Source organism: Streptomyces sp. NPDC048420 (assembly GCF_040651535.1).
Lineage (GTDB): Bacteria > Actinomycetota > Actinomycetes > Streptomycetales > Streptomycetaceae > Streptomyces.
In genome coordinates, this window is record NZ_JBEZKG010000017.1 from 198,236 (window position 1) to 217,854 (window position 19,619).

The window sequence follows — 19,619 nt, forward strand, 5'->3', positions numbered from 1 at the left end:
TGAACAACACGCGGCGCACCAGGGCTTCTTGTGCCTCGACCCGGACCAGGACCCCTCGGCGGGGTGTTGTTGACGCAGCATCGCCGCAACCGGGTGGCGGAGATGTCTCCGCCACCCGGTACACCAGACACGCCGCAGGGGACGGCGAGTCTGTGGCCTCACAAGGTGCATCCGAGCCTCACAGGCGCGCGGTCGATGGCCATCCCGCGTCACTGCCGGGCGCCCCTTGGGCGGCATGGCTCAGTGCTGCGGATGCCCATGTCGGCACGAGGCTCCGTGGGCCGCTGCTTCGGCATGGGAGTGCGAGATGCTTCTCCGCGGCAAGCTCGGTGACAGCGTTCGGGCTCATCGAAGTCGTAGCGAGTTCTTCGTATTTCGGTGGCCGGGGGCACTGAAGCCCTTCTTGCGGGGTGGCGTCCCGCCAGGTGGTGTAGCGGATCAAGGCGCCGGAATCCGCAGGTCATCGCCGCATCGGTGCGGTTCGGGGCCGCGCATGGCGCTGACGGCAGGTCAGCCGCTGCGCGACCCCGGAGCCATGTCCCATGGCGTGGCCGACGCGCGGTTACCGGAACTCGTCGAGCAAGGTCGCTTACACCACGAAGAGGGACACGACCTCTTGCGGCTGATCGGCGTGAGTCGTACATCCGCCGCGACAGCGATGCGGCTGTCGAGGAGAGAGGCGACGAACGAGTCGATGTCCCGGCCTTCGTATCCAGCGAACCAGGGGCTGGGAGGGACCTTGGATTCGCGGAAGCGCTCATCGAGGGAGATCTTAAGTGCCTCGGCGACCGCTCCGACGGTGAAGAAACCCGGCTGGATCGCTCCCTCGCTCTCAAGCCGGGTCAGCGTTCCCCGCAGGCCCGCACGCGAGGGGCGAGCGCGCGGGCGTGGTCGTGGGGACGCGCTGAGTGATGGCATGCCATGTGTCGTGATCCTCAGGGGCGGTTGAGGTGGGCTGGCATGGCGTTCCCGGCCGACCGCGAGGCTGGATTCGCGAACGCGCAGGTCCGAGTGCCCTCAGCCGTCGCACTTGAGACGGCCTCACCAGTCACCCCCTGGGAGAGCCCGACCAAGATCTTCTCCCAGATTTCTCCCAAACGATCTCCAGAAACCCGTCAGGGGCCTGATCCACTTGGTGGATCAGGCCCCTGACCTGGTACTTCACTGTCGGGGTGGCGGGATTTGAACCCACGACCTCTTCGTCCCGAATGAGGTTCGGTTGGTGATCTTGCCTGCCTGGATTGTGTTCGCACAGGTCAGGGTGGTGGTCCCGGTTGGTCTCGGGTGGTGTGGAGGGGGCTTCGGGAGCGGGTCGGCTCCCAGATGGCTCCCAAGCCCGGCACGGAGGCGTCGACGTTCCTATGCCTAGCGTGACAGGTCGTCCACCAGGAGTTCGAGGGTCGCCTCTTCACGGAGCGCGACGCCGAGGGCGGTCATGGCAGGGAGCGTGCCAGGCTCACCCTGAATGGGCCCTTCGGTTTCTGTACCGAGTGGCCTCCAGGAGAATGGGGTACGTTCAGGCCGATATCGATGGGGGCGGAAGGAGGCACGCGGTGTCGTACGAGCCCAAACTCGCCGCGGCTCTTTCCGGTGCCACGCTGCGCCAGCTGTCCCACTGGCGCCGAGCCTCCGGGCCCAAGGGCGCCGTGCTCGTGCCCGAGATCTCCAGCGAGAGGCCGATCCTCTACTCGTTCCGCGACGTTGTCGCACTCCGCATCTGTGTGCAGCTGCGCGAAGAGGCTTCGCTGCAGAAGATCCGCCGTGCGTTGAACACGCTCCGGGAAGACCTCGGCGAGTGGGAGCACCTCTCCTCGTACAAACTCGTCGCGGGCCCGGACACCATCTATCTGGCCGAGCCTGACCACGCCGTAGACCTGATCAAGGGGGGCAACGTGGTCATCCACCAGATGGTGGATGTGCTCGCTCCCTTCTACAAGGACGGCCGCAGCATTCCCGCTCTGCTCGCCCCCCGTGAGCACGTCGCGGTCGACGAGTCGGTCAGAGGCGGCGAACCGGTCATCCAAGGCACCAGGATCCCCGCGTCAGATGTCGCAGCCCTCGTGAGGGACGGCGTCCCACCGGACCAGATCGGTGAGTTCTACCCAGGGGTGACGGCCGAGGCCGCCCGCGACGCGGCCGACTTCAGCGAGTACGTCGACAGCTACGGCAGCAGCGAGCCCAGGCAGGTCGTCGCTTGAAACTGCTGCTCGACGAGAACGTGCCCCGCCCCATGACCGAGATCGTCCGGATCCTGCTGAAGGCACACGACGTCGTCCACGTCCATGACCTCAAGGGCTGGAAGGGCACGAAGGACATCGAGCTGTACGCCAGGGCCCAGGCCGAGGACTTCGACGTCGTCATCACCAACGACACCAAGCAACTCAGCCGACCACTCGAAGTGGCGGCCATCGCATAGTCGGGCCTGCATCGCATCGAGTACCGCCAGAACAACAAGCACGGTGGCCTGGTCGGCCTGGGCACGGCGATCGCCACCGTCTGCGCTGCCCTTCCCCACGCCCTGTCCGAACTCGAAACAGCCGACGGCCAACGTCTCGTCGCCCTGACATCGATCGACCCGACCCGGCAGAACCGGCTCCGGATCACGGACCCGGCCGTCGCCCCGCCGAAGCACTGGCCGGGGCGTGATTCGGCCGCTGAGTCCTGACACCGCGGTACACGAGGGCTCCCGGCCGGCAGCCCATGGGAAGCGATGCCGAGAAATGACGCGGCGCCGCCAACTGCGCTTCGTCTCATCAAGACTCGCTGCCGAGCTCAACCTGGAGCTCGGCGATGCGCCGTTGGGTTGCCGCCGCGCTCTTCTGCTGACGGGTCATCTTCGCCTCGGCGGCTGCCAGTTCCCGGGCGATCCGCTCTCGATCAGCTGCCGAGCGCTCACGGATGGTCCCGTCGTCGCGGTACGCGGGCCCTACCCGCTCAGTGCTCACTACTCCGCGACGCTCTCCGCATTCCGGGCAGTCGACGACGCGGGTGGAAACGTGGCTGTGCTCGCGATGCTGAATGTGGGGCACCACATGGTCGCAACGGAGAGTGAGGTCCCAAGTATCGAGGTCTTTCTTGCTCTCCTCCCGTGAGGGCCAGGACGAGAACAGCCTGGCGAGCTTCTCCATCTGCTTCGGCCCCATCGGCGGTGGCGGGCAACAAAAACAGCAGTGCGTCACCCGAGAACCGCTGACGGACCACCGAGCATCCCGGCAGTCGGCGTGCCGCTCGCGGAACCTCTGGTTGGCTTCCTCGTACTCGCGCTTCTCCGACTCGGACAGCTTCATGAGGGGATACCAGTCCCCCAGTCCGTCGTACATGGGGTCTCCGCAGCCCCGACAGGGCTCACCGGCCATGTAGTCCGCCCAGCTGAGGCACGTACCTTCTCGCTTCCACCGCTCATCCCGCTCGCGGCGACGACGGTCATCCGTTTCGGCTTCGAGGGCCGAGCGCAGAGCACGCTTGGCCGCTCGTTGGCGCTTCTGCTCCTCCGTGAGCTTGGCCATGGGCTCCACCCTTCGCTGCACCGTGTTCTCGTGCACGACCGTGGAATCCATGCTGGCGTGGTCGCCCCGTCTGCCGGCTGCCCGTGTGCCCGATGACGACTTGTGACCGGACTTGGACCGCAAGCGGTTTTCAAGCGACTGATGTCGTCTGGTGTGGGCAGTCAGTGATTGCTGATTTGATACGCCGTCAGTGAGCCCCTCTGCAGAGGGGATGAACAACAGGACATGCGACGCAAGGGCCAATCTTGCCAGCCCGTGACCTGCCCTGAATGGGGACTTGCGTGGTGTATGTGACTCAGCGCTACGGCTCGTCACGCCTCTAGGTGTGGGCGTCACGGGAAGTGATATCCCTGGCTGTTTCAGCACCTGGTTGGTGCGCGGCGCCCTGGCCGAGTCCCGCCCTACCTGGGGATCGTCCGGTCTGATGCCATGGACGAAGTGCTGGTTCGGACACCATCGTTGGGGGCGATGTGGGGACATCCACGCGGTGGAAGGGACCGAACGGCGATCAGTGGGGCTCCGCAGGGAGGCGGCTGGCGCGCTGGCGGGATGACTCGCGGAACGCGGATCAGCGGCTGGAGGAGATCGCGGCGGACCACCTGAGCGCCCTGCACGAGACGCTCCGTGCCGATCGATCGGCTTTCGGGTTGTACGACACGGCTTGCGCGGCCGGTGAACGGCTCGCCGGAGCCCTGGGGTCGCTGGCCGTAGAGGGCGCGGAGTCGGAGGACGCGCTTGTCGCGCGTCTCGTCTCGGAGGTCGGTGGGGACGGTGGCACACTCGCCGACGCCGCGGCGCGCAGGGGGATGGCCGCGGCGGTCCGCGATGTTCGGAGCAGACATCCCGAGCTGGACGACGCCATGGGCGGAGGTGCCGTCGGCGGCGGCTTCACCTGGGACATCCTGTGCGACCTCTACCAGGTGTTCTTCGCCGACATGGTGGGGGAGTTCCTCAGGTCCGTTGTCGCCGAGCACGTCAAGCTGGCGGTCCCGGTGCTCATCGCGACCGATCCGGAAGGAAGGATTGCCGGCTGGGTCGCGGACAAGGTGGTGGACCTGGTGCCGAGTCCCTGTGAGGAGTCCGCCGAAGCGACGGGCCTTGCACAGGCTGTGGATACCGCGCAGTCAGTGGTGGGCGCTGTGCAGGATCCGTCGGCCGTACTGCCCAAGATTGCCGAGCTGCTGGTACCGCGGGCGGTCGGAAAGGTGCTTGGCCTGATCACTGAGGAGATCATCGGAGAAGAGGGAGCTGCAGCGTGACCGATTCCGACGACTTCCTGTGGTGGCGCGGCACCCGGGGCGACCGACCTCGTGGCGACCGTTGGACGGAGATCGGCGAGGAAGCCTTCCAGGAAAAGGAGCGCCGCATCACCGGTCGGCACCATCTGCCCGGTTCCGTCCCCGACTGGGCCGAGGATCTGTTCCGCGTCGCCAGGGCTGCCTTCATCGCCGACAAGTACGTACGCCGGACCGGAGTACGGGACAGGTGGACCCGCCGCATCAGTCTCGCCGTGCCCGTCACGGAACACGAGCGGTGGGCAAGCGCAGCGGTCCGTACCCACCTCACTGCGCTTCTCCAAGTCCTCACCGGGGACCTCTGGAACGTGGACTTCCGTCCCCTCACCGGTCACTACGTCGAGGAGGCGATGGTCTCTCCCGACGACCCGCGTGCCTCGGAAGTCGCGTTGTTCTCCGGCGGACTGGATTCCCTCAGCTGGGCCGCTACCCGTTCGCGCGCCGACGACTCCCGACCGCTGCTGCTCGTGATGTTCCGCGAGATCGGCCTGCTGCGTCTCCAGCAGCGGGTATACAAGGCTGTCGAGCAATTGGACGGAGCACGGCCGGTGCTGCTGTTACCGATGAGCCAGACACCGGCGGGCGACGGCTCGGGGTCGCGGCTGGAGACCTCCTCCCGTACACGTGGTCTGCTGTACGCGGCGGGCGCGATCCGCGCGGCCACCGCGCACGGGGTGGGTACCGTCCACATCCCCGAGAACGGCCAACTCGCCCTCAATCCGCCGCTGACACCAGCACGTTCGGCCGCTTGCTCCACGCGCTCCGTACACCCGCGGACGCTGGCCAGTCTCAACGCCTTGGTGACTGCCGTGAGTGACACGGAGAATGCGGTGCAGGTGATCAACCCCTTGGCGCAGCTTACGAAAGGCGAGGTGTGCAAGGCCGGACGTGATGCGGGGCTCACGCCGTCCGACCTGGAGTCCACCCTGAGCTGCGGCAAGCCGCCAACCCGCCGAAGCGGCGGCCCTCCCATCGCCAACTGCGGCGTCTGCTTTCCGTGCCTCGTGCGCCGCTCCGGGCTACTCCACGCCAACGGCATCGACGGTACCCAGTACGAGGCATTGCCGTGGGCGGACGGCCTACCGCTTGACCGGGGTGCCGACTGGCGGGCGCTGCAGCGGTGGCTGCTCGGCAGGTACACCTTTACGGATCTCCTCACCGATACTCCGCTGCCGTCGGACATGGATCCGGTGGTGGCCTTCGAATTGATCAGGCGCGGGCGGGAAGAGTTGGCCCGGCTGCTTCAGATTGCGGATGCGACGGAGGCAGCTGACGCGGCGTAGGCGGCGCAGGCGAGATCCGGCTCGCACCAGGCCGCTTTGGTGGTCATGGGACGGCATCGTCGAGGTGTCCTGGACGCAGTACCTGCGCAGAGCGTCCACTGATCTGGGTCAAGGCTTTTCGCCTACCCATTCGGATCGTGAGTCGAAGGCCCGGATACGCCTCCTCGCCGACTCGTTGTCTTGACTCCCAAACGACGTGCACTTGCCTGAAGTGCTTGTATCTTGGGCGCGCGCCTAAAGAAATCCCAAATGGCGTGCACCCAGCAGCGCGCGGCCTACGTCTTCTACTGTCCTTCCTGAAGCCAGGGATCACCGGCTCACTCGTCCACTGGGAGATCCCCCGACCTCAGGAAGGAACCACGTGCAACTGAGGCTGATGTACGTGATCATCGCGGTCCTCACTGCGCTTGTCGCCGCTCTGGCCGGCAGCGTCGTGACCGTCGTCGAGGGAGGGCGTCCCACGGCGGCCTTCAAGACCGGAGCACTGACCTTTGGCGGCTCCCTGACGCTCCTCATCGTGGTCATGGGCGCCCTGGGTGTGGTGGGCTCGTGAGTGACATGAGTGCCCTTGGAGGACACGTGCAGACCGAGGGTGACTCCTCGCTGGATGAGGTGCTTGCGAAGGTGCGCCGACACCGCACGCACCTCTCGCGGCTGATGAACGCCCATGACGCGACTCGCCTAGTCCTCGGGCTCCTGTACCTGAGCCGGACCGCGCACGCCGCTCACGGCACCGGCGTACCGACATGGTCGTGGTTGCTGGGTCAGTCGGCAGGGCGCGGTTCGGGAATCCGCGCTGCCGTGAGCAAGTGTCTGAGCCACTGGCTTCCCGCAGCCGACGAACAGGGCGCCGACGCGGGCACGGGGAGCCTGATGCCCGTTCCGCCCTCCGGTTCCGAAGGATCACTGCACGCTCTCATCCAGACCATCGGCTCCACCCAGCGAGTCGGGTCCCTGCTTGAACAGTGCCTCAGTGACCTCTCGGCGAACCAGACCCAGGCTGACGGCAGTCACTACTTCACGCCGGGTGACATGGCGCGTCTCATGGTCGGTGCGGCTGTCCCCCGCGACGGGCACAGAGTGCTGGACCCGGTCTGCGGTTCAGGGGGACTGCTCGTCGAGAGTTACTGCTATGTCCGCGAACGCGTCGAGCTGCACCCGACTATGTCCTTGCAGGGGAAGGAACAGCACGCCCACACCTCACAGGTGGCCCGCATGAACTTCGCGGTACGGGGGATCACGGCTCACGTCTTCCCGCCCGGGGACAGCCTCGCGGAGCCCGAACTCGAGCCCCACGACATCGTCCTGGCTAACCTTCCCTTCAACCAGCGCGACTGGGCACCGGAGGACAAGACGGAGCAGAGTACCCGCCTGTCGGCTCCCACGCTCCCTGTCGATCCCCGGTGGACGGAGGAACCGCCGTCCCGAGGGTCCGCCAACTCCGCCTGGATCCAGCACATCGCACACGCGCTGGCTCCGGCCGGACGTGCCGTCTTCCTGATGGCCGACAGCGTGGCCAACAGCAGACAACCCGTCACCCGAAGGCTCCGCGAACGCCTCCTGCGTGACGATCTCGTCGAGTGCGTAATCGCTCTGCCACCACGCGTGTTCGGTCACACCAAAGCCCCCGCCTGTCTGTGGGTGCTCAACAAGGACAAGAGCGCGCGCCCCGGCTGGGGTGTCCGGGACCGTCGCGAGCAGGTGCTTTTCATCAACGCGCGGCGAGCCTTCGAACCGGTACCGAATTCGAGAGCACGGAGGCTGGGCGACAAGAACACGGCAGCGATCCTGGCCACCCTGGCGGCTTGGCGTGGCCTCTTCGAGGACGGTGCCACGGCCGCGCCGTACAACGACGCAGCTGGCTGGTCCCGAAGCTGCTCCACCAAGGAGATCGCCGACCGCGAGTCCAGCCTGATGCCGACTTCGTACGCTGTGGAGCCTCCCAGCCCCGAGCGGGACACACGGAGCCGGGTCGAGCAGCTCAAGCTCGAACTGGCCGATCAGTTCGACCAGATGCGCGACCTGGAACTCCGACTGCTGGACATCTTGGAGGAGATCTGATGGAAGCCAATGCCGACCAGGTCGCCTCGGGTAGAGCGGCTTGGCAGACGACCTCCATCAAAGTCGAGCGGATCCGCAGGCGCATCTACACCACTTCCGGTTTCCTCGACGACGCGGCTGCTGATCAGGCTGCGGGAGTCGTCAGCTCGACGTTCGTCCAGGACGGCAGGATCCTCTCGCCCAGGGCCAACGAGTGTCGGCCGGGCGCGTCCCCGCCCAACCGGGCAACCCTCAGGGAGGGCGACCTGGCTGTCGTACTCGTCCGACGGGTGGGCGATTCCGCACTTGTCACCGCCGAGCACGCGGGAAGTACAGCGACCAGGTCGATCGGCATCATTCGCGCTGACCCGCACATAGTGCGGTGGCTGCGTATCTGGCTACAGACACCCACGGCGAAGGCCCGCATCGACGAGGACGTGACGGCACATGTCGAGCCCACCATCAGCCTCGACACCCTCCACCGCATGCCGTTTCCGCTGCCCCCGCCAGACGTCATCAGCGCATACCACCGGGCCTTTGGCCTCATCGAGGAGATGACCGCCCTCTACAAAGAGACCGCGCGCAAGGCGGTGGAACTGGCCGACGCGCTCCATGACGACTGGGCCTCGACGATGCCACCGTGGGAGACACGACCGCTTGCGAAGGTCGCCAAACCGAAGACGGGCAAAGGGTCCGAACGCTCGCTTCCGCCGTTGCCCACAGAACCCATCACCGATGTAACCGATGTAATCGCCCCTAAAGATCTGTACGACCTCCCCGTGCCCCACGTCCAGAGGTTCCGTCTGAACAGTCCGGGGAACGACGGCGAGGCACATCCTCCCGGCACCTTGATGCTGAGCACCCGTTCCGACGGCGCACACATCGCTGTTCCGCGCCGACCAGCAACACCTCTCAGAGGCGTCGTGGCCGTACGACCGATTGAGGACGAGGACGGTTGGTGGCTGCTCCACGAACTCAGGAGCAGGAGCAGCGACATCGCACGGCTGGCGCAGGGCCAGAACGGCCGGGAAATTTCCGCCGGCGCCCTCAAGCGCCTGGAGGTCACCTGGCCGGACCAGTTCACGCGCACCGAATTCCACACTATGGCCGATCCCCTGCACGCCGTGACGCGACTCCTGGTCGCCAAGATCGCGACGCTGCACACTCTGCGGGACGCGCTCCTGCACGACATCTCAGCGAAGGCCGGTGTCCTCCGGGAACCGACAGCCGAGCGGGAAGAGTAGGGCACTCCTGCTCCCGCCCACAGGCACTCGCGTGAGAACGCCGATGGACCTGAGGAGATCCGCGAGGCCGCCGCCCGCGCCCTGCGGGAGGGGAAGGGCAACCAGTTCCCGCCCGGCCCGGGCGTTCCCGGAAGTGCGCGCCGCGATCTCCGACGACCAACGGCGCTTCTACGACCTCTCCATCGACCCCGACACCGAGGTCCTGGTTACCGCCGGCGCGACCGAGGCCATCGTCGCCACCATGCCAGCGCTGCTGGAGCCGGACGAGGAGGTCATCGCCTTTGCATACCGGGATGGTCGACGCTCACTCAGTCTTCTTGTCGCCTTGCTCGTCGTTCCCGCGCAGACGACGCGCTCGCTCGGCGATACCGCTGGAGAGCTTGTTTTTCACCGAGTTGGCCCGGTCGAGGGTCTCGTTGCCAAGGCTTCGGGCAGCACCAACACCATTTACTCCTTTTTCCAACGCTCTGTCCCTCACCTCCAGGGCAGCTTCCGTCCATCTCCTCGCCTCAGATGAGTCGCCACCGGACTCGATTCCGAGCCGCACGTGAAAGTCATGGACGCCGGTCGCGACCTGGTTGCTCAACTGGACCACAGCCGGGGATGTGGTCGGGTGCAGCAACACCTTCGCGTTGGCCACGCCAGCAGCGGAGTCCATCCTGGCCAGCAGGGTTTCGGTGCTCCGCGAGATGTGCTCCAGACGGCCCTGCCGGGCGGCCTTCAGGCCGAGGCGATGCCCGTTGAGCTCATCGGGGGACGCGTCCAGCACCCTGTCGAGTTCGAGTACGGCGATCGCGTCCTGCAACTGGAAACAGCGAGCCAGAACGGCGAGCCATTCTCGAACGATGCCCTCAGCCTCCTTGACCATCGTGGCGAGATCGCCGATCTTGGTCTGACGCTCCATGTTCTCCGCGAGCGCGTCGAGTTGACGCAGCGCGTACGCCTGCGTCTCCGCGATCGTCGCCGGCGCGGCGTGCACCTTCGACCAAGTGACCTCGTCGACCCTGCCCCGCTTCTCTCGGATGGTCATGGCCTCCTCGATCACGAAGCCCACTCCGATCATGCGGGCCAACACAGCGTCCTTCTGGGCACGCAGTACGTCGTCGACCTTCTTGTCGATCGCGGCGAGATAGTCAGTGATCTCGTCCATGGTCTGTTGCATCGCAACCTGCGCCATGAACTTTCCGGCGTTGGCAAGAGTCGCCGGGTTGGACAGGAGCGATCGGGGCGCGTGCGCGAACTCGAGGAATCCCTTGATCTGACCCTTCTGCCCCTTCAGCACACCCGTGCTGAGCCCCGTCTTCGCGCTCTCCCTCAGGCCATACTTCTTGAGAAGCAGCGCCGATTTCGGGGTCAGCTTCACCCAGTGAGCGGAGTTGGCGGCGATCTCCGATCCTGCCTCGGCGACTGCAGCACCCGTGGCGAAGACGGACTTGTACCATCGCGGTCCGAGGCTCTTGGACGGCAGTCCCTCCGAAGCGAGGAAGTTTTCGACATCCTTCGCGCTCCCCATGACTGTCAGCCCGTCCCCGTCGCTGATCAGCTGAATCTCGTTGTCCATGGTCCGCTCCTGAAGTGGCTTCTCGCCGTCGAAGGTGGTCGGAGTTCGCAGAGTGATCGCCGGTCCGCGGGCGGGGTCTTCCAAAGGCGGGAGACCTCGGCCCCGACCCGGTCGGGATGTGGGTGCACTGCTCTTGCACCAACGCGGCCGCGCGGGCTCAGCTGTCCGGCATACCGGTGGTGGCCCACTCGTCGGCGAAGTGCTCCATCTGCTTCAGGACCAGGTTCACCGCCTCCGCACGACGGTCCGGCGGGTAGCCGTGGCGGGCCAGCAGGCGCTTGATGGCGCTGCGGAGACCGGCGCGGACCGGTTCACGGGCGATCCAGTCGGGCTTGAGTTTCTTCTGGACCTCCGCGACGAGGTCGCGGGCTATGCTCGCCAGGATCTCATCGCCCATGAGTTCCTGCGCCGAGTCGTGCTCGGCCACTGCGTCGTAGAAGGCGAGCTCGCGCCAGTTCAGCGGCGGATCGAACTTCTCGCCGCGCCGAGCGTCTTCGACCACCTCCTTGGCCATCTCGACCAGCTTGGCGATGAGTTCGGCGCTCGTGTACTGCTGCCGCGTGTACCGGACCATCAGGTCCTGCAGACGGTCGGAGAAGGCCGTGCGGCGGACGATGTTGTGACGCGTGACCTCGCGCATCTTCTGCTCGATGAGCCGACGCAGCGCCTCCGCCGCGAGGTGAGGGGTGTCGCTGCCCTGGAGTTTGGCGACGAGCGCGTCGTTGAGGTGCGTCAGGTCGGCCATCTCCAGGCCGGCCTCGGCGAACAGGTCCGATATCCCGCCGGTCTCGACCACGGACGAGGTCAGCTGGGCAAGGTACAGCTCGACGTCGCGGGCGACGGGCAGGCCGCGCGCCTCGCGGTCCGCGGCGTCGAGCTTGGCCATGTAGGCGCGGACCTCGACGAAGAACTGGATGTCCCGACGCCAGGTCGGGTGGTCCGGGAAACGCTCGCCGATGTTCGTGGCGCTGGCGGACAGCGCGTAGAAGCGCTCCAGGCGGTGGGAGTGGTCGCGGAAACGCCGGCCGACGGTCTGGCGGGGGTCGTCGAGCTTCTCCGGGTCGTTGCCGGGGGTACGCGGGTTCCGGAGGTACTCGGCGGCCCCGCCGGCGGCGTTGACGAACGCCTTCGCCGTCGGCTGTTCAAGACGCGCACGCCAGTTGAAGCCGCGCAGGATGTCGCTGAGGATGTCGTACTCGTTGCGCAGCTCGTCCAGTGCGCGGTCGAGGTCCTGGCCGAGGGTGCGGTCCTCCTGGTCGGCGTCCGTGTACTCGGCGATCGCCTTCTGCAGGTTCTCCGTCAGCGGCGCGTAGCCGACGAGCAGACCATCCTCCTTACCGCGGAAGCGGCGGTTGACCCGGGCGAGGGCCTGCATCAGGTTGGCGCCCTTGAGCGGACGGTCCAGATACATGGTGTGGACCGGCGGGGCGTCGAAGCCGGTCAGCAGCATGTTGTTGACGATGAGCAGCTCCAGCTCGTCGTCGGGGTCCTTGGCCCGGTTGATGACCGCCTTGCGCTGGCCGTCGGGCAGCGCGTGGTCGAGCAGGTGGTCCTCGTCCTTGCGGGAGTTCGAGGAGAAGACGATCTTCATCGCGCCCTTGGACGGCTCGTCGCTGTGCCACTCCGGCCGCAGCTCGCGCAGGGCGTCGTAGACCCGGACACAGATTTCGCGGGTCGCGCAGACGACCATCGCCTTGCCGGCCGCCCCGCCCTTCTCGGAGACGCCGACGAACGGTCGCATCCGCTCGCGCCGCTCCTCCCAGTGCGCCACCAGGTCCTCGGCGAGATCCCTGACACGGGCCGGCAAGCCGTACATGGCATTCATCGTGGCGACGGCCGTCTCGACCCGTCGGCGCTCGGTGTCGTCGAGGCCGTCGGTGATGCGGTCGGCCTCCTCGTCGATCTTCGTCGGGTCGACGTCCTTGCCGAGGACGAGCTTGATGACCCGGCCCTCGTGGAAGACCTTGACCGTCGCGCCGTCGTCGGCGGCCCTCTTGAGGTCGTAGATGTCGATGTAGCCGCCGAAGACCTGGCGGGTGTTCCGGTCGGCCTCGGAGATCGGCGTTCCGGTGAAGGCGAGAAGCGTGGCGTGCGGGAGGGCATCGCGCAGGTGGCGGGCGTAGCCGTCGAGGTTGTCGTAGTGGCTGCGGTGGGCCTCGTCGACGACGACCACGATGTTGCGCCGGTCGGAGAGCAGCGGGTGGTCGGACCCCGCTTCTTTCTCCTCCTTGGTCTTGCCGAACTTCTGCAGGGTGGTGAAGAGGATGCCGCCGGTCCGCTTGGCCGCGAGCTCCTCCCGCAGCTTGGCCCGGGTCGCGACCTGGAGAGGAGTACCCGGGAGGATCTCGCTCTCCAGGAAGGTGGAGTACAGCTGGTCGTCGAGGTCGTTGCGGTCGGTGATGACGACGACGGTCGGGTTCAGCAGGGCCGGGTCGCTCATCACCATCGCCGTGGTGAGCACCATCTCCTCGGACTTGCCCGAGCCCTGCGTGTGCCAGACAACACCGGCCTTCCCATCACCAGCTGCCGCTTCGCGCACCTTCTCCGCGGCCCGGGTCACCGCGAAGTACTGGTGCGGCTTCGCGATGCGCTTCATCTGCTTGGACGGCACGAAGTTGATGAAGGACCGGCAGAGGGAGAGGAATCGGGGCTGGGTGAACAGCCCGTGCAGCGCCAGGTTCTGGCCCGAATCAGCCACCCCATCGCCGTCCGCGGTGAACGGGTCGACGCGGGCCCCGGACTCATCCGTGTTCCACGGCGCGAAGTGCTCGTACGGGGTGAAAGGCGTGCCGTACTTCGCCGTGACGCCGTCGGAGAGCAGCACCACCGCGTTGTAGCGGAAGGCGGTCGGGAACTCCTTTACGTACCGGGAGACCTGGGAGTGCGCGTCCTGGAGCGTGGCGTTCTCGTCGCCGGCGCGCTTCAACTCCAGTACGGCGAGCGGGAGTCCGTTGACGTACAGGACGATGTCGAAGCGGCGCCGCTTCTCGCCGTCGACGACGGTGACCTGGTTCAGCGCGCGGTACGTGTTCCCGTCCGGGTTCGTCAGGTCGACGAGACGGACGGTCGGGTTGTGCTCGGCGCCGAACGCGTCGGTGTAGACGACGGAGCGGATGCCGGTGGTCAAGTATCCGTGGGCGGTGCGGTTCTCCTCGTACGTGTCCTGCGACTCCGGGGTCGCCGCAGCAGCGATGGCGTCGCGCACGGCGTCCGGGGGCAGCTCGGGGTTGAGCCGCTCGATCGCCTCACGGAGGTCGGGGTAGAGGATCAGGTCGTCCCACGACTTGCGGTGCCCGGATCCGGGCGCGAACTCGTTGCCGGAGGCAGGCCGCCAGGCCAGCTCGGCGAGTTCATCGAGGGCGAGCAACTCCCAGTCGGCTTCCAGGGGGCGGTGGTTCTGGCTTCTTCTGCTTGCGCTCTCACCGTCGTGCGTCATGTGTGATCCTCGACAATCTTCTCGGCGTCTTTGACGCGAAGGCGGCCGGACATGAGCTGGGGGAGGAGGGTGTCACGGAGGGCGGCGAGGGTGCGGGACTCAGCGGCCGACATCAACGCTCTGTCCACCAGAGGAGCAGCGACACGCGTAAATGACTCGATGATTTCGGGGGCTGGGATAACCAACGGCAAGTTCTTGAAGGCTGTCGAATTCATCCCAGGGATAGCCGCACCCGTGCCCCGTCGACGCATCTCCGTCATAAGTGGCTCGGAAGACAACCAATAGTAGCAGAATTCCTGACCGATGCTAGGCATCAAGCGCACACGATAGACATGCTCATTGATACACATCTTAGGGAACGGAAAACCATTACCGAACAGAGTGACGTGGGGCTTAAAGTCTCCCGGCTTGCCACCATCTTTGTAAACGAGGATGTCCCGATCCTGTACAATTCCCCTACGCATTGCAGTGAAGAATTCTTCGGGAATGAACTTGGTCTTACTGAAGTCAAATTTTCCGAGCCCGATGACGCTTTCAGCCCCAATGCTCGGCACTCCAGAGGTGTACTGCGCTACGCCACCTTTGGGACGTGTCCCTGTCTCGACAATTGAAGCGGAAGCACCGATAGTCGAGAGAGTCCACTCAGGCGGTGGGGGCGTGCCGTCGGAAACGTGCTTGAGGGCCAGAGCAAACTGCCTCCTGAAGTGTGCACTGGCCAGCTCGCTGGCGGTGTTCGCGATGCGCTCGTTGACGGCGATCTTGTCATCCAGCGCCCCAATTACGGAAATAATTCCTTCACGTTCTTGACGCGGCGGAAGGGGTACCGGGAGTACACGCACGTCTTTGAGATTGAGCGTGGCCTGCACTGTTGTGTTCAGGTGTTCCCGAATGTACTGCTGAGCAACCTCGGATTCAATAAAATACTGCAGCCATCGAGGAGAAATGTCCGAGATGGGCCGCAGTACTCCGATTGCCCTAGCTACGTTCCACCCGGCAAGCCGATCTGAAGCGACTGCCACCTGCCCCGTAGACCCAACCAGGGTCAAGAGGACCTCACCGCCTTGTAGACGGGTTCTCGAATATTTGACCTCAACGTCAGGAGATACGCGCAGGGGATCACTTGTATCGATTCTTCCATTGCGTACATCCTTGACACGTACGATCGGCACCCCGGTCGCCTCAGCCGATCCCGGCTGCACAATTCCGTACGAGACCCCACTCTTCAACAAGGATTCGAGTGGGACCCTGTTCCACTCAGACATCGACCCTCCCCAACTGCACTCGGACCGTCTTCTCCAGCTCCGCCGACCTGTCGAACAGCCCGTACAACTCCTCCGTCAGCGCAGCGATCCGCTCCGCTACCGCCTCTGCGCCTTCTTCCTCCGCCTCAACAGCTCCCACGTACCGCCCCGGCGTCAGCACGTACCCGTACTCCCGGACCATCGCGAGGTCGGCCGAGAAGCAGAACCCAGCCTCATCCGCGTATGTAAGCCCCGCCTCGCGGGCCGACGCCGTTCCCCGCCACGCGTGATAGACACCGGCGATCTTCGCGAGGTCGACCTCCGTCAGCACACGCTCCGTCCGGTCCACCATCTCGCCCATGTTCCGGGCGTCGATGAACAGGATCTCGCCGCGCCGGTCGTCCAGGCGCTTCGCGCCCTGCGGGGTCTTGTCCTTGGCCAGGAACCACAGGCAGGCCGGGATCTGCGTCGTGCGGAACAGCTGGGAGGGCATCGCGACCATGCAGGCCACCAGGTCGGCCTCCACCAGCGCCTGGCGGATCTCTCCCTCTCCGCTCTGCTGGGAGCTCATGGAGCCGTTGGCCAGGACGATGCCGGCGGTTCCCCGCTCGCCCAGCTTGGCGATCATGTGCTGGAGCCAGGCGTAGTTGGCGTTGCTCTTCGGCGGTACCCCGTACCGCCACCTCGGGTCGCTCTCGTCCCTCGCCCAGTCCTTGATGTTGAACGGAGGGTTGGCCATGACGAAGTCGGCCTTGAGGTCGGGGTGCTTGTCGTCGGCGAAGGTGTCGCCCCAGCGGGGGGCGAGGTTGCCGTCGATGCCGTGGATGGCGAGGTTCATCTTGCCCAGGCGCCAGGTGCGCTCGTTGAGTTCCTGGCCGAAGACGGAGATGTCGGCCTTGTGGGCGCGCCCGGCGTGGGCCTCGATGAACTTGGCCGCCTGGACGAACATGCCGCCCGAGCCGCACGCCGGGTCGTAGACCCGTCCCTCGTAAGGCTCCAGGATCTCCACGATCAGCCGGACGACGGACTGCGGGGTGTAGAACTCGCCGCCCCGCTTGCCCTCGGCCCGCGCGAAGTTGCCGAGGAAGTATTCATACACCTCGCCCAGCACGTCCTGCGCGGGCTTGTCGCCGCTGCCGCCGAAGCGGGCGTCGCTGATGAGGTCGACGAGTTCACCGAGACGCTTCTGGTCGACGTTGTCGCGGTTGAAGATCTTCGGCAGGACGCCCGTGAGCGAGGCGTTCTCGCGCATGACGGCGTCCATCGCGTCGTCGAGGAGTTTGCCGACGCCCTGGCTCTTGGCGTGGGTGGCGATCCACGTCCAACGGGCGGTCTCCGGAACCCAGAAGACGTGGGCACCGGTGTACTCGTCCCGGTCCTCCAGGAAGTCGTCCATCCGGTCCTCGGTGATGCCGTCATCGGCGAGTTCCGCGGCGAGCTCGGAGCGGCGCTCGTCGAAGGCGTCGGAGACGTACTTCAGGAAGATCAAACCAAGGACGAACTCCTTGTACTGCGCGGCGTCGATAGATCCGCGCAGCTTGTCAGCGGCCTTCCACAGGATCGCCTGGATCTCTTTGGCGGTGGAGGCGCTGAACAACTCCGCCTGTTCAGTGGGTTTCTTCGCAGCGGTAGCCATGAGGCAGACCGTCTCCTTCAGTCGTCGGTTCCGGGGAGGTTCTGGAGGGTGAGCGTGCCGTCGGCGATGCCGGCGGCGGTGAGGCGGACCAGGTCGTCGAGGGCGGCGGACTGCTCCCGCAGGAGGTGCGCGCGGGTCTCGATCTCCGCGAGCACGGCGTCGAAGCGCTCGGCCTCGTGCCTACTCAGGTCGGGGATGAGGAGGTCTTCGACGCCTCGCGAGGCCCGCACTGCGCCACTGGTGCGCGCGTACTCGGCGGCGGCCGCCCGCAGCAGAGCCGCGAGCACCCGCGGCAGCACCGGCGGGTCGGCGTCGGGGTGGACGCGGAGGATGCGGGCCGGGGCTGCCACCAGGGACAGGCCCGCCTCGTCGACGTAGGTGCCGAAGCGAGGGCTCGTGGTGACCACGATGTCGCCCGGCTCGGTGAACAGGGCGTGTTCGTAGCCGGTGAGGAGCACCCCGCGGTCGATACGGCGTCCGCCCGGGCGGGCGATGCCGAGGACCTCGTCGGGCGTGAGCACCGTGTAGTGGCCGTCCGCCGTGAGGTGTTCGTCGGCGAAACGGTGCCCGGGGCGTCGGCGCAGGCGCCGGTCGTCGAGGAGCCGGCGGACGGTGGTGCGCCGCACGGGCTGGTCGTCGGGGCGCAGCACGACCTGGGCGCTCAGTGCCGTGCGCAGGTCGGCGCGCTGCCGGGCTTGCTCGTGCAGCTCCGTCAGGCGCTGCTCCAGGGCGCTGATGCGGACCGGACGCTCGATGACACCCCGGGTGTAGCGGGCCATGGGCGGGCGGTGCTGGGTGGTGAAGGCAGCGCCCGGCCGGTCATCGAGGTCCTTCGCGGGGACGATCACCGCGTGGCGGGGTTCGTGGCGGCGGTCGCCGCGCCAGGGGGCGGCGCGCCAGATGGCGATGTCCTCGGCAAGCACGTCAAGGACCGTGTCGGTGAGCGGCTGCGCGGAGTAATCGGCGAGGAGGACCAGGCCCGTGCGGTGTTCCGCCGAGGTGCGGGCCAGCACCCAGAGGGCGGTGCGGTAGCCGGGACGGTAGGGGAACGCGCCGTCGGGCAGGCTCACCGCGGCCTTGAGTAAACCGTCCCGGAGGAAGGACCGGCGTAGACGGTCGGCCTCGCTGTGCCGGGGGAACGGGCGTACGAGCACGTCGGCGGGGCCGAGAACGACGGCTGTCGAGCCTTCGTCGAGGTAGTCGGTGAGTGCCTGCACCTGTTCCAGGACGACCTGTGGGCTGCGGTTCTCCCCCGACTCGTAGGGGAGGACGGAGACCAGCAGATGGGGATATCCCCAGTCGTCGACGGGCAGGTCCTCCCCTTCGGTAACGCCGAGGTCGAACTCGTTCACGCCTCGGACGAGCATCCGGCGGCGGACCAGGCGAGCCCGCACCGGGTCGGGGTCGGCGGCGAGGTAGGTGTGGCCGGAGTCCTCGGCGGCCCGGGCGTGCAGGGCGGCGAGCAGGTCGCCGGAGCGCGCGTGCGGGGTGGCGACGACGGAGCCTTCGTCGAGGGTGTCGACGCCGGACAGGGCAGCGAGGGCGCGTACCACGGCCGGGGTGGGCTCGTCGGCCGCCAGGTCGTGGGAGCCGAGGCGGCGGCGGGCCTCCAGGACCCAGTCGAAAGCCTCGGCGGGGGTGTAGGCGGCCTCGGTCAGCTCGTCGGCCAACGCGGCCAGCTCGGGACCGAGGCGGTCCGGCTGCGGGACGGCCTTCAACTCGGCCGACATGTACGTGTTCTCGGGATCGAGCTCGTCGGCCTGGGTGAGGACCGCGTCCCAGCTCTGGCCCGAGAGAGGAACGTCAAGTTGTTGGCGCAGGCAGATCAGCGCGGTCAGTGCCCCCACCAGGACGGAGGCGGAAAGGGCAGGCGTCCGCCAGGCGGCGAGGGTGTACAGGGCCAGTTCGGCCTGCAGGCGGCGGGGTTCGGCGTTGCCGCGACCCGTCGTCATCAGCCAATCGACGACCGCGCGGGCGTCGAACAGGGGCCGCCCTTCTTCGTGGGCTACGGGAGCGGGAAAGTCGGGGTGCCTGCGGCTCCAGGTGGTGGGGACGGGTCGACGCACCTGGGCGAGGGTGGCGATTTCCGCATATGTGATCCGCCAGGCCGACGGCTCGGGCACGATGGGCGACACGGTCCCTTCGCGTGTGCTGGTCACTCGCTCCACTCCCCCTTCCGTACCAGTCCTGTTCGGGCATCCTCACCGGCCGATCAGCGGGCCACGAGGCAGGCAGAACCCTACAGCGAAGGGGAAAAGGTCAAGAGAGGAAAGCTGATAACCCCGGTTATCAGCATCTCCAACAAATTTCCGGGCCTTCCGGTCCCACTCTGGTGCTCGTTCGGCGCACCGACACCCGGTGCTCGCCGCAGTCGCGA

The 19,619-nt window shown here is 66.6% G+C and carries 13 protein-coding genes and 1 pseudogene; 8 read left to right on the plus strand and 6 right to left on the minus strand.

Annotated elements, in window-relative coordinates:
* The first annotated feature begins 1,553 nt into the window (after positions 1-1,553).
* Together AB0D34_RS30910 and AB0D34_RS30915 are read left to right on the plus strand one after the other, a co-directional pair.
* Entirely contained in the window at positions 1,554-2,198 is a 645-nt protein-coding gene (locus AB0D34_RS30910) for a DUF433 domain-containing protein (RefSeq protein ID WP_362667294.1), read from the plus strand.
* Complete coding sequence (locus AB0D34_RS30915) at positions 2,195-2,416, plus strand: DUF5615 family PIN-like protein (RefSeq protein WP_362667297.1); 222 nt, start codon at positions 2,195-2,197, stop codon at positions 2,414-2,416. The genes AB0D34_RS30910 and AB0D34_RS30915 overlap by 4 nt, the downstream gene beginning before the upstream one ends.
* A gap of 337 nt (positions 2,417-2,753) precedes the next feature.
* Here the strand turns inward: AB0D34_RS30915 and AB0D34_RS30920 are convergent, their stop codons facing one another.
* A complete protein-coding gene (locus AB0D34_RS30920) occupies positions 2,754-3,506 on the minus strand; it encodes a hypothetical protein (RefSeq protein ID WP_362667299.1) in 753 nt (250 codons plus the stop codon).
* A gap of 470 nt (positions 3,507-3,976) precedes the next feature.
* Here AB0D34_RS30920 and AB0D34_RS30925 point away from each other — a divergent pair, with 470 nt between their 5' ends.
* The 6 genes and pseudogenes from AB0D34_RS30925 to AB0D34_RS30950 form a co-directional block, all read left to right on the plus strand.
* Positions 3,977-4,765 (plus strand): hypothetical protein, encoded by a 789-nt coding sequence (locus tag AB0D34_RS30925; RefSeq protein ID WP_362667301.1) that lies wholly within the window; start codon positions 3,977-3,979, stop codon positions 4,763-4,765.
* Positions 4,762-6,084, plus strand: coding sequence for a 7-cyano-7-deazaguanine synthase (locus AB0D34_RS30930; RefSeq protein ID WP_362667304.1), 1,323 nt, complete (start codon positions 4,762-4,764; stop codon positions 6,082-6,084). The genes AB0D34_RS30925 and AB0D34_RS30930 overlap by 4 nt, the downstream gene beginning before the upstream one ends.
* Before the next feature lie 361 nt (positions 6,085-6,445).
* On the plus strand, positions 6,446-6,637 hold the full coding sequence (locus AB0D34_RS30935; protein ID WP_362667307.1) for a hypothetical protein: 192 nt from the start codon (positions 6,446-6,448) through the stop codon (positions 6,635-6,637).
* A gap of 248 nt (positions 6,638-6,885) precedes the next feature.
* Positions 6,886-8,145, plus strand: a complete 1,260-nt coding sequence (locus AB0D34_RS30940) for an N-6 DNA methylase (protein ID WP_362667309.1) — start codon at positions 6,886-6,888, stop codon at positions 8,143-8,145.
* The gene (locus tag AB0D34_RS30945; RefSeq protein WP_362667311.1) at positions 8,145-9,368 is read left to right on the plus strand and encodes a hypothetical protein; all 1,224 of its coding nucleotides are present in this window, start codon (positions 8,145-8,147) and stop codon (positions 9,366-9,368) included. Before AB0D34_RS30940 ends, AB0D34_RS30945 begins: the two co-directional genes overlap by 1 nt.
* Before the next feature lie 36 nt (positions 9,369-9,404).
* Positions 9,405-9,648 (plus strand): annotated as a pseudogene (locus tag AB0D34_RS30950) (aminotransferase class I/II-fold pyridoxal phosphate-dependent enzyme); the annotation flags it as partial.
* A gap of 24 nt (positions 9,649-9,672) precedes the next feature.
* On the opposite strand, the gene AB0D34_RS30955 reads toward AB0D34_RS30950, so the two are convergent.
* From AB0D34_RS30955 to AB0D34_RS30975, 5 genes are all read right to left on the minus strand, one after another.
* Positions 9,673-10,929 (minus strand): hypothetical protein, encoded by a 1,257-nt coding sequence (locus AB0D34_RS30955; protein WP_362667313.1) that lies wholly within the window; start codon positions 10,927-10,929, stop codon positions 9,673-9,675.
* Between the two features lie 157 nt (positions 10,930-11,086).
* On the minus strand, positions 11,087-14,365 hold the full coding sequence (locus AB0D34_RS30960; protein WP_362667316.1) for a type I restriction endonuclease subunit R: 3,279 nt from the start codon (positions 14,363-14,365) through the stop codon (positions 11,087-11,089).
* Positions 14,362-15,627 carry a restriction endonuclease subunit S gene (locus tag AB0D34_RS30965; RefSeq protein WP_362667318.1) on the minus strand — a complete coding sequence of 422 codons (1,266 nt, stop codon included), beginning with the start codon at positions 15,625-15,627 and terminating at the stop codon, positions 14,362-14,364. Before AB0D34_RS30965 ends, AB0D34_RS30960 begins: the two co-directional genes overlap by 4 nt.
* Complete coding sequence (locus AB0D34_RS30970) at positions 15,620-17,242, minus strand: class I SAM-dependent DNA methyltransferase (RefSeq protein WP_362667321.1); 1,623 nt, start codon at positions 17,240-17,242, stop codon at positions 15,620-15,622. Before AB0D34_RS30970 ends, AB0D34_RS30965 begins: the two co-directional genes overlap by 8 nt.
* 17 nt (positions 17,243-17,259) lie before the next feature.
* On the minus strand, positions 17,260-19,401 hold the full coding sequence (locus AB0D34_RS30975; protein ID WP_362667324.1) for a hypothetical protein: 2,142 nt from the start codon (positions 19,399-19,401) through the stop codon (positions 17,260-17,262).
* Between the last annotated feature and the right edge of the window lie 218 nt (positions 19,402-19,619).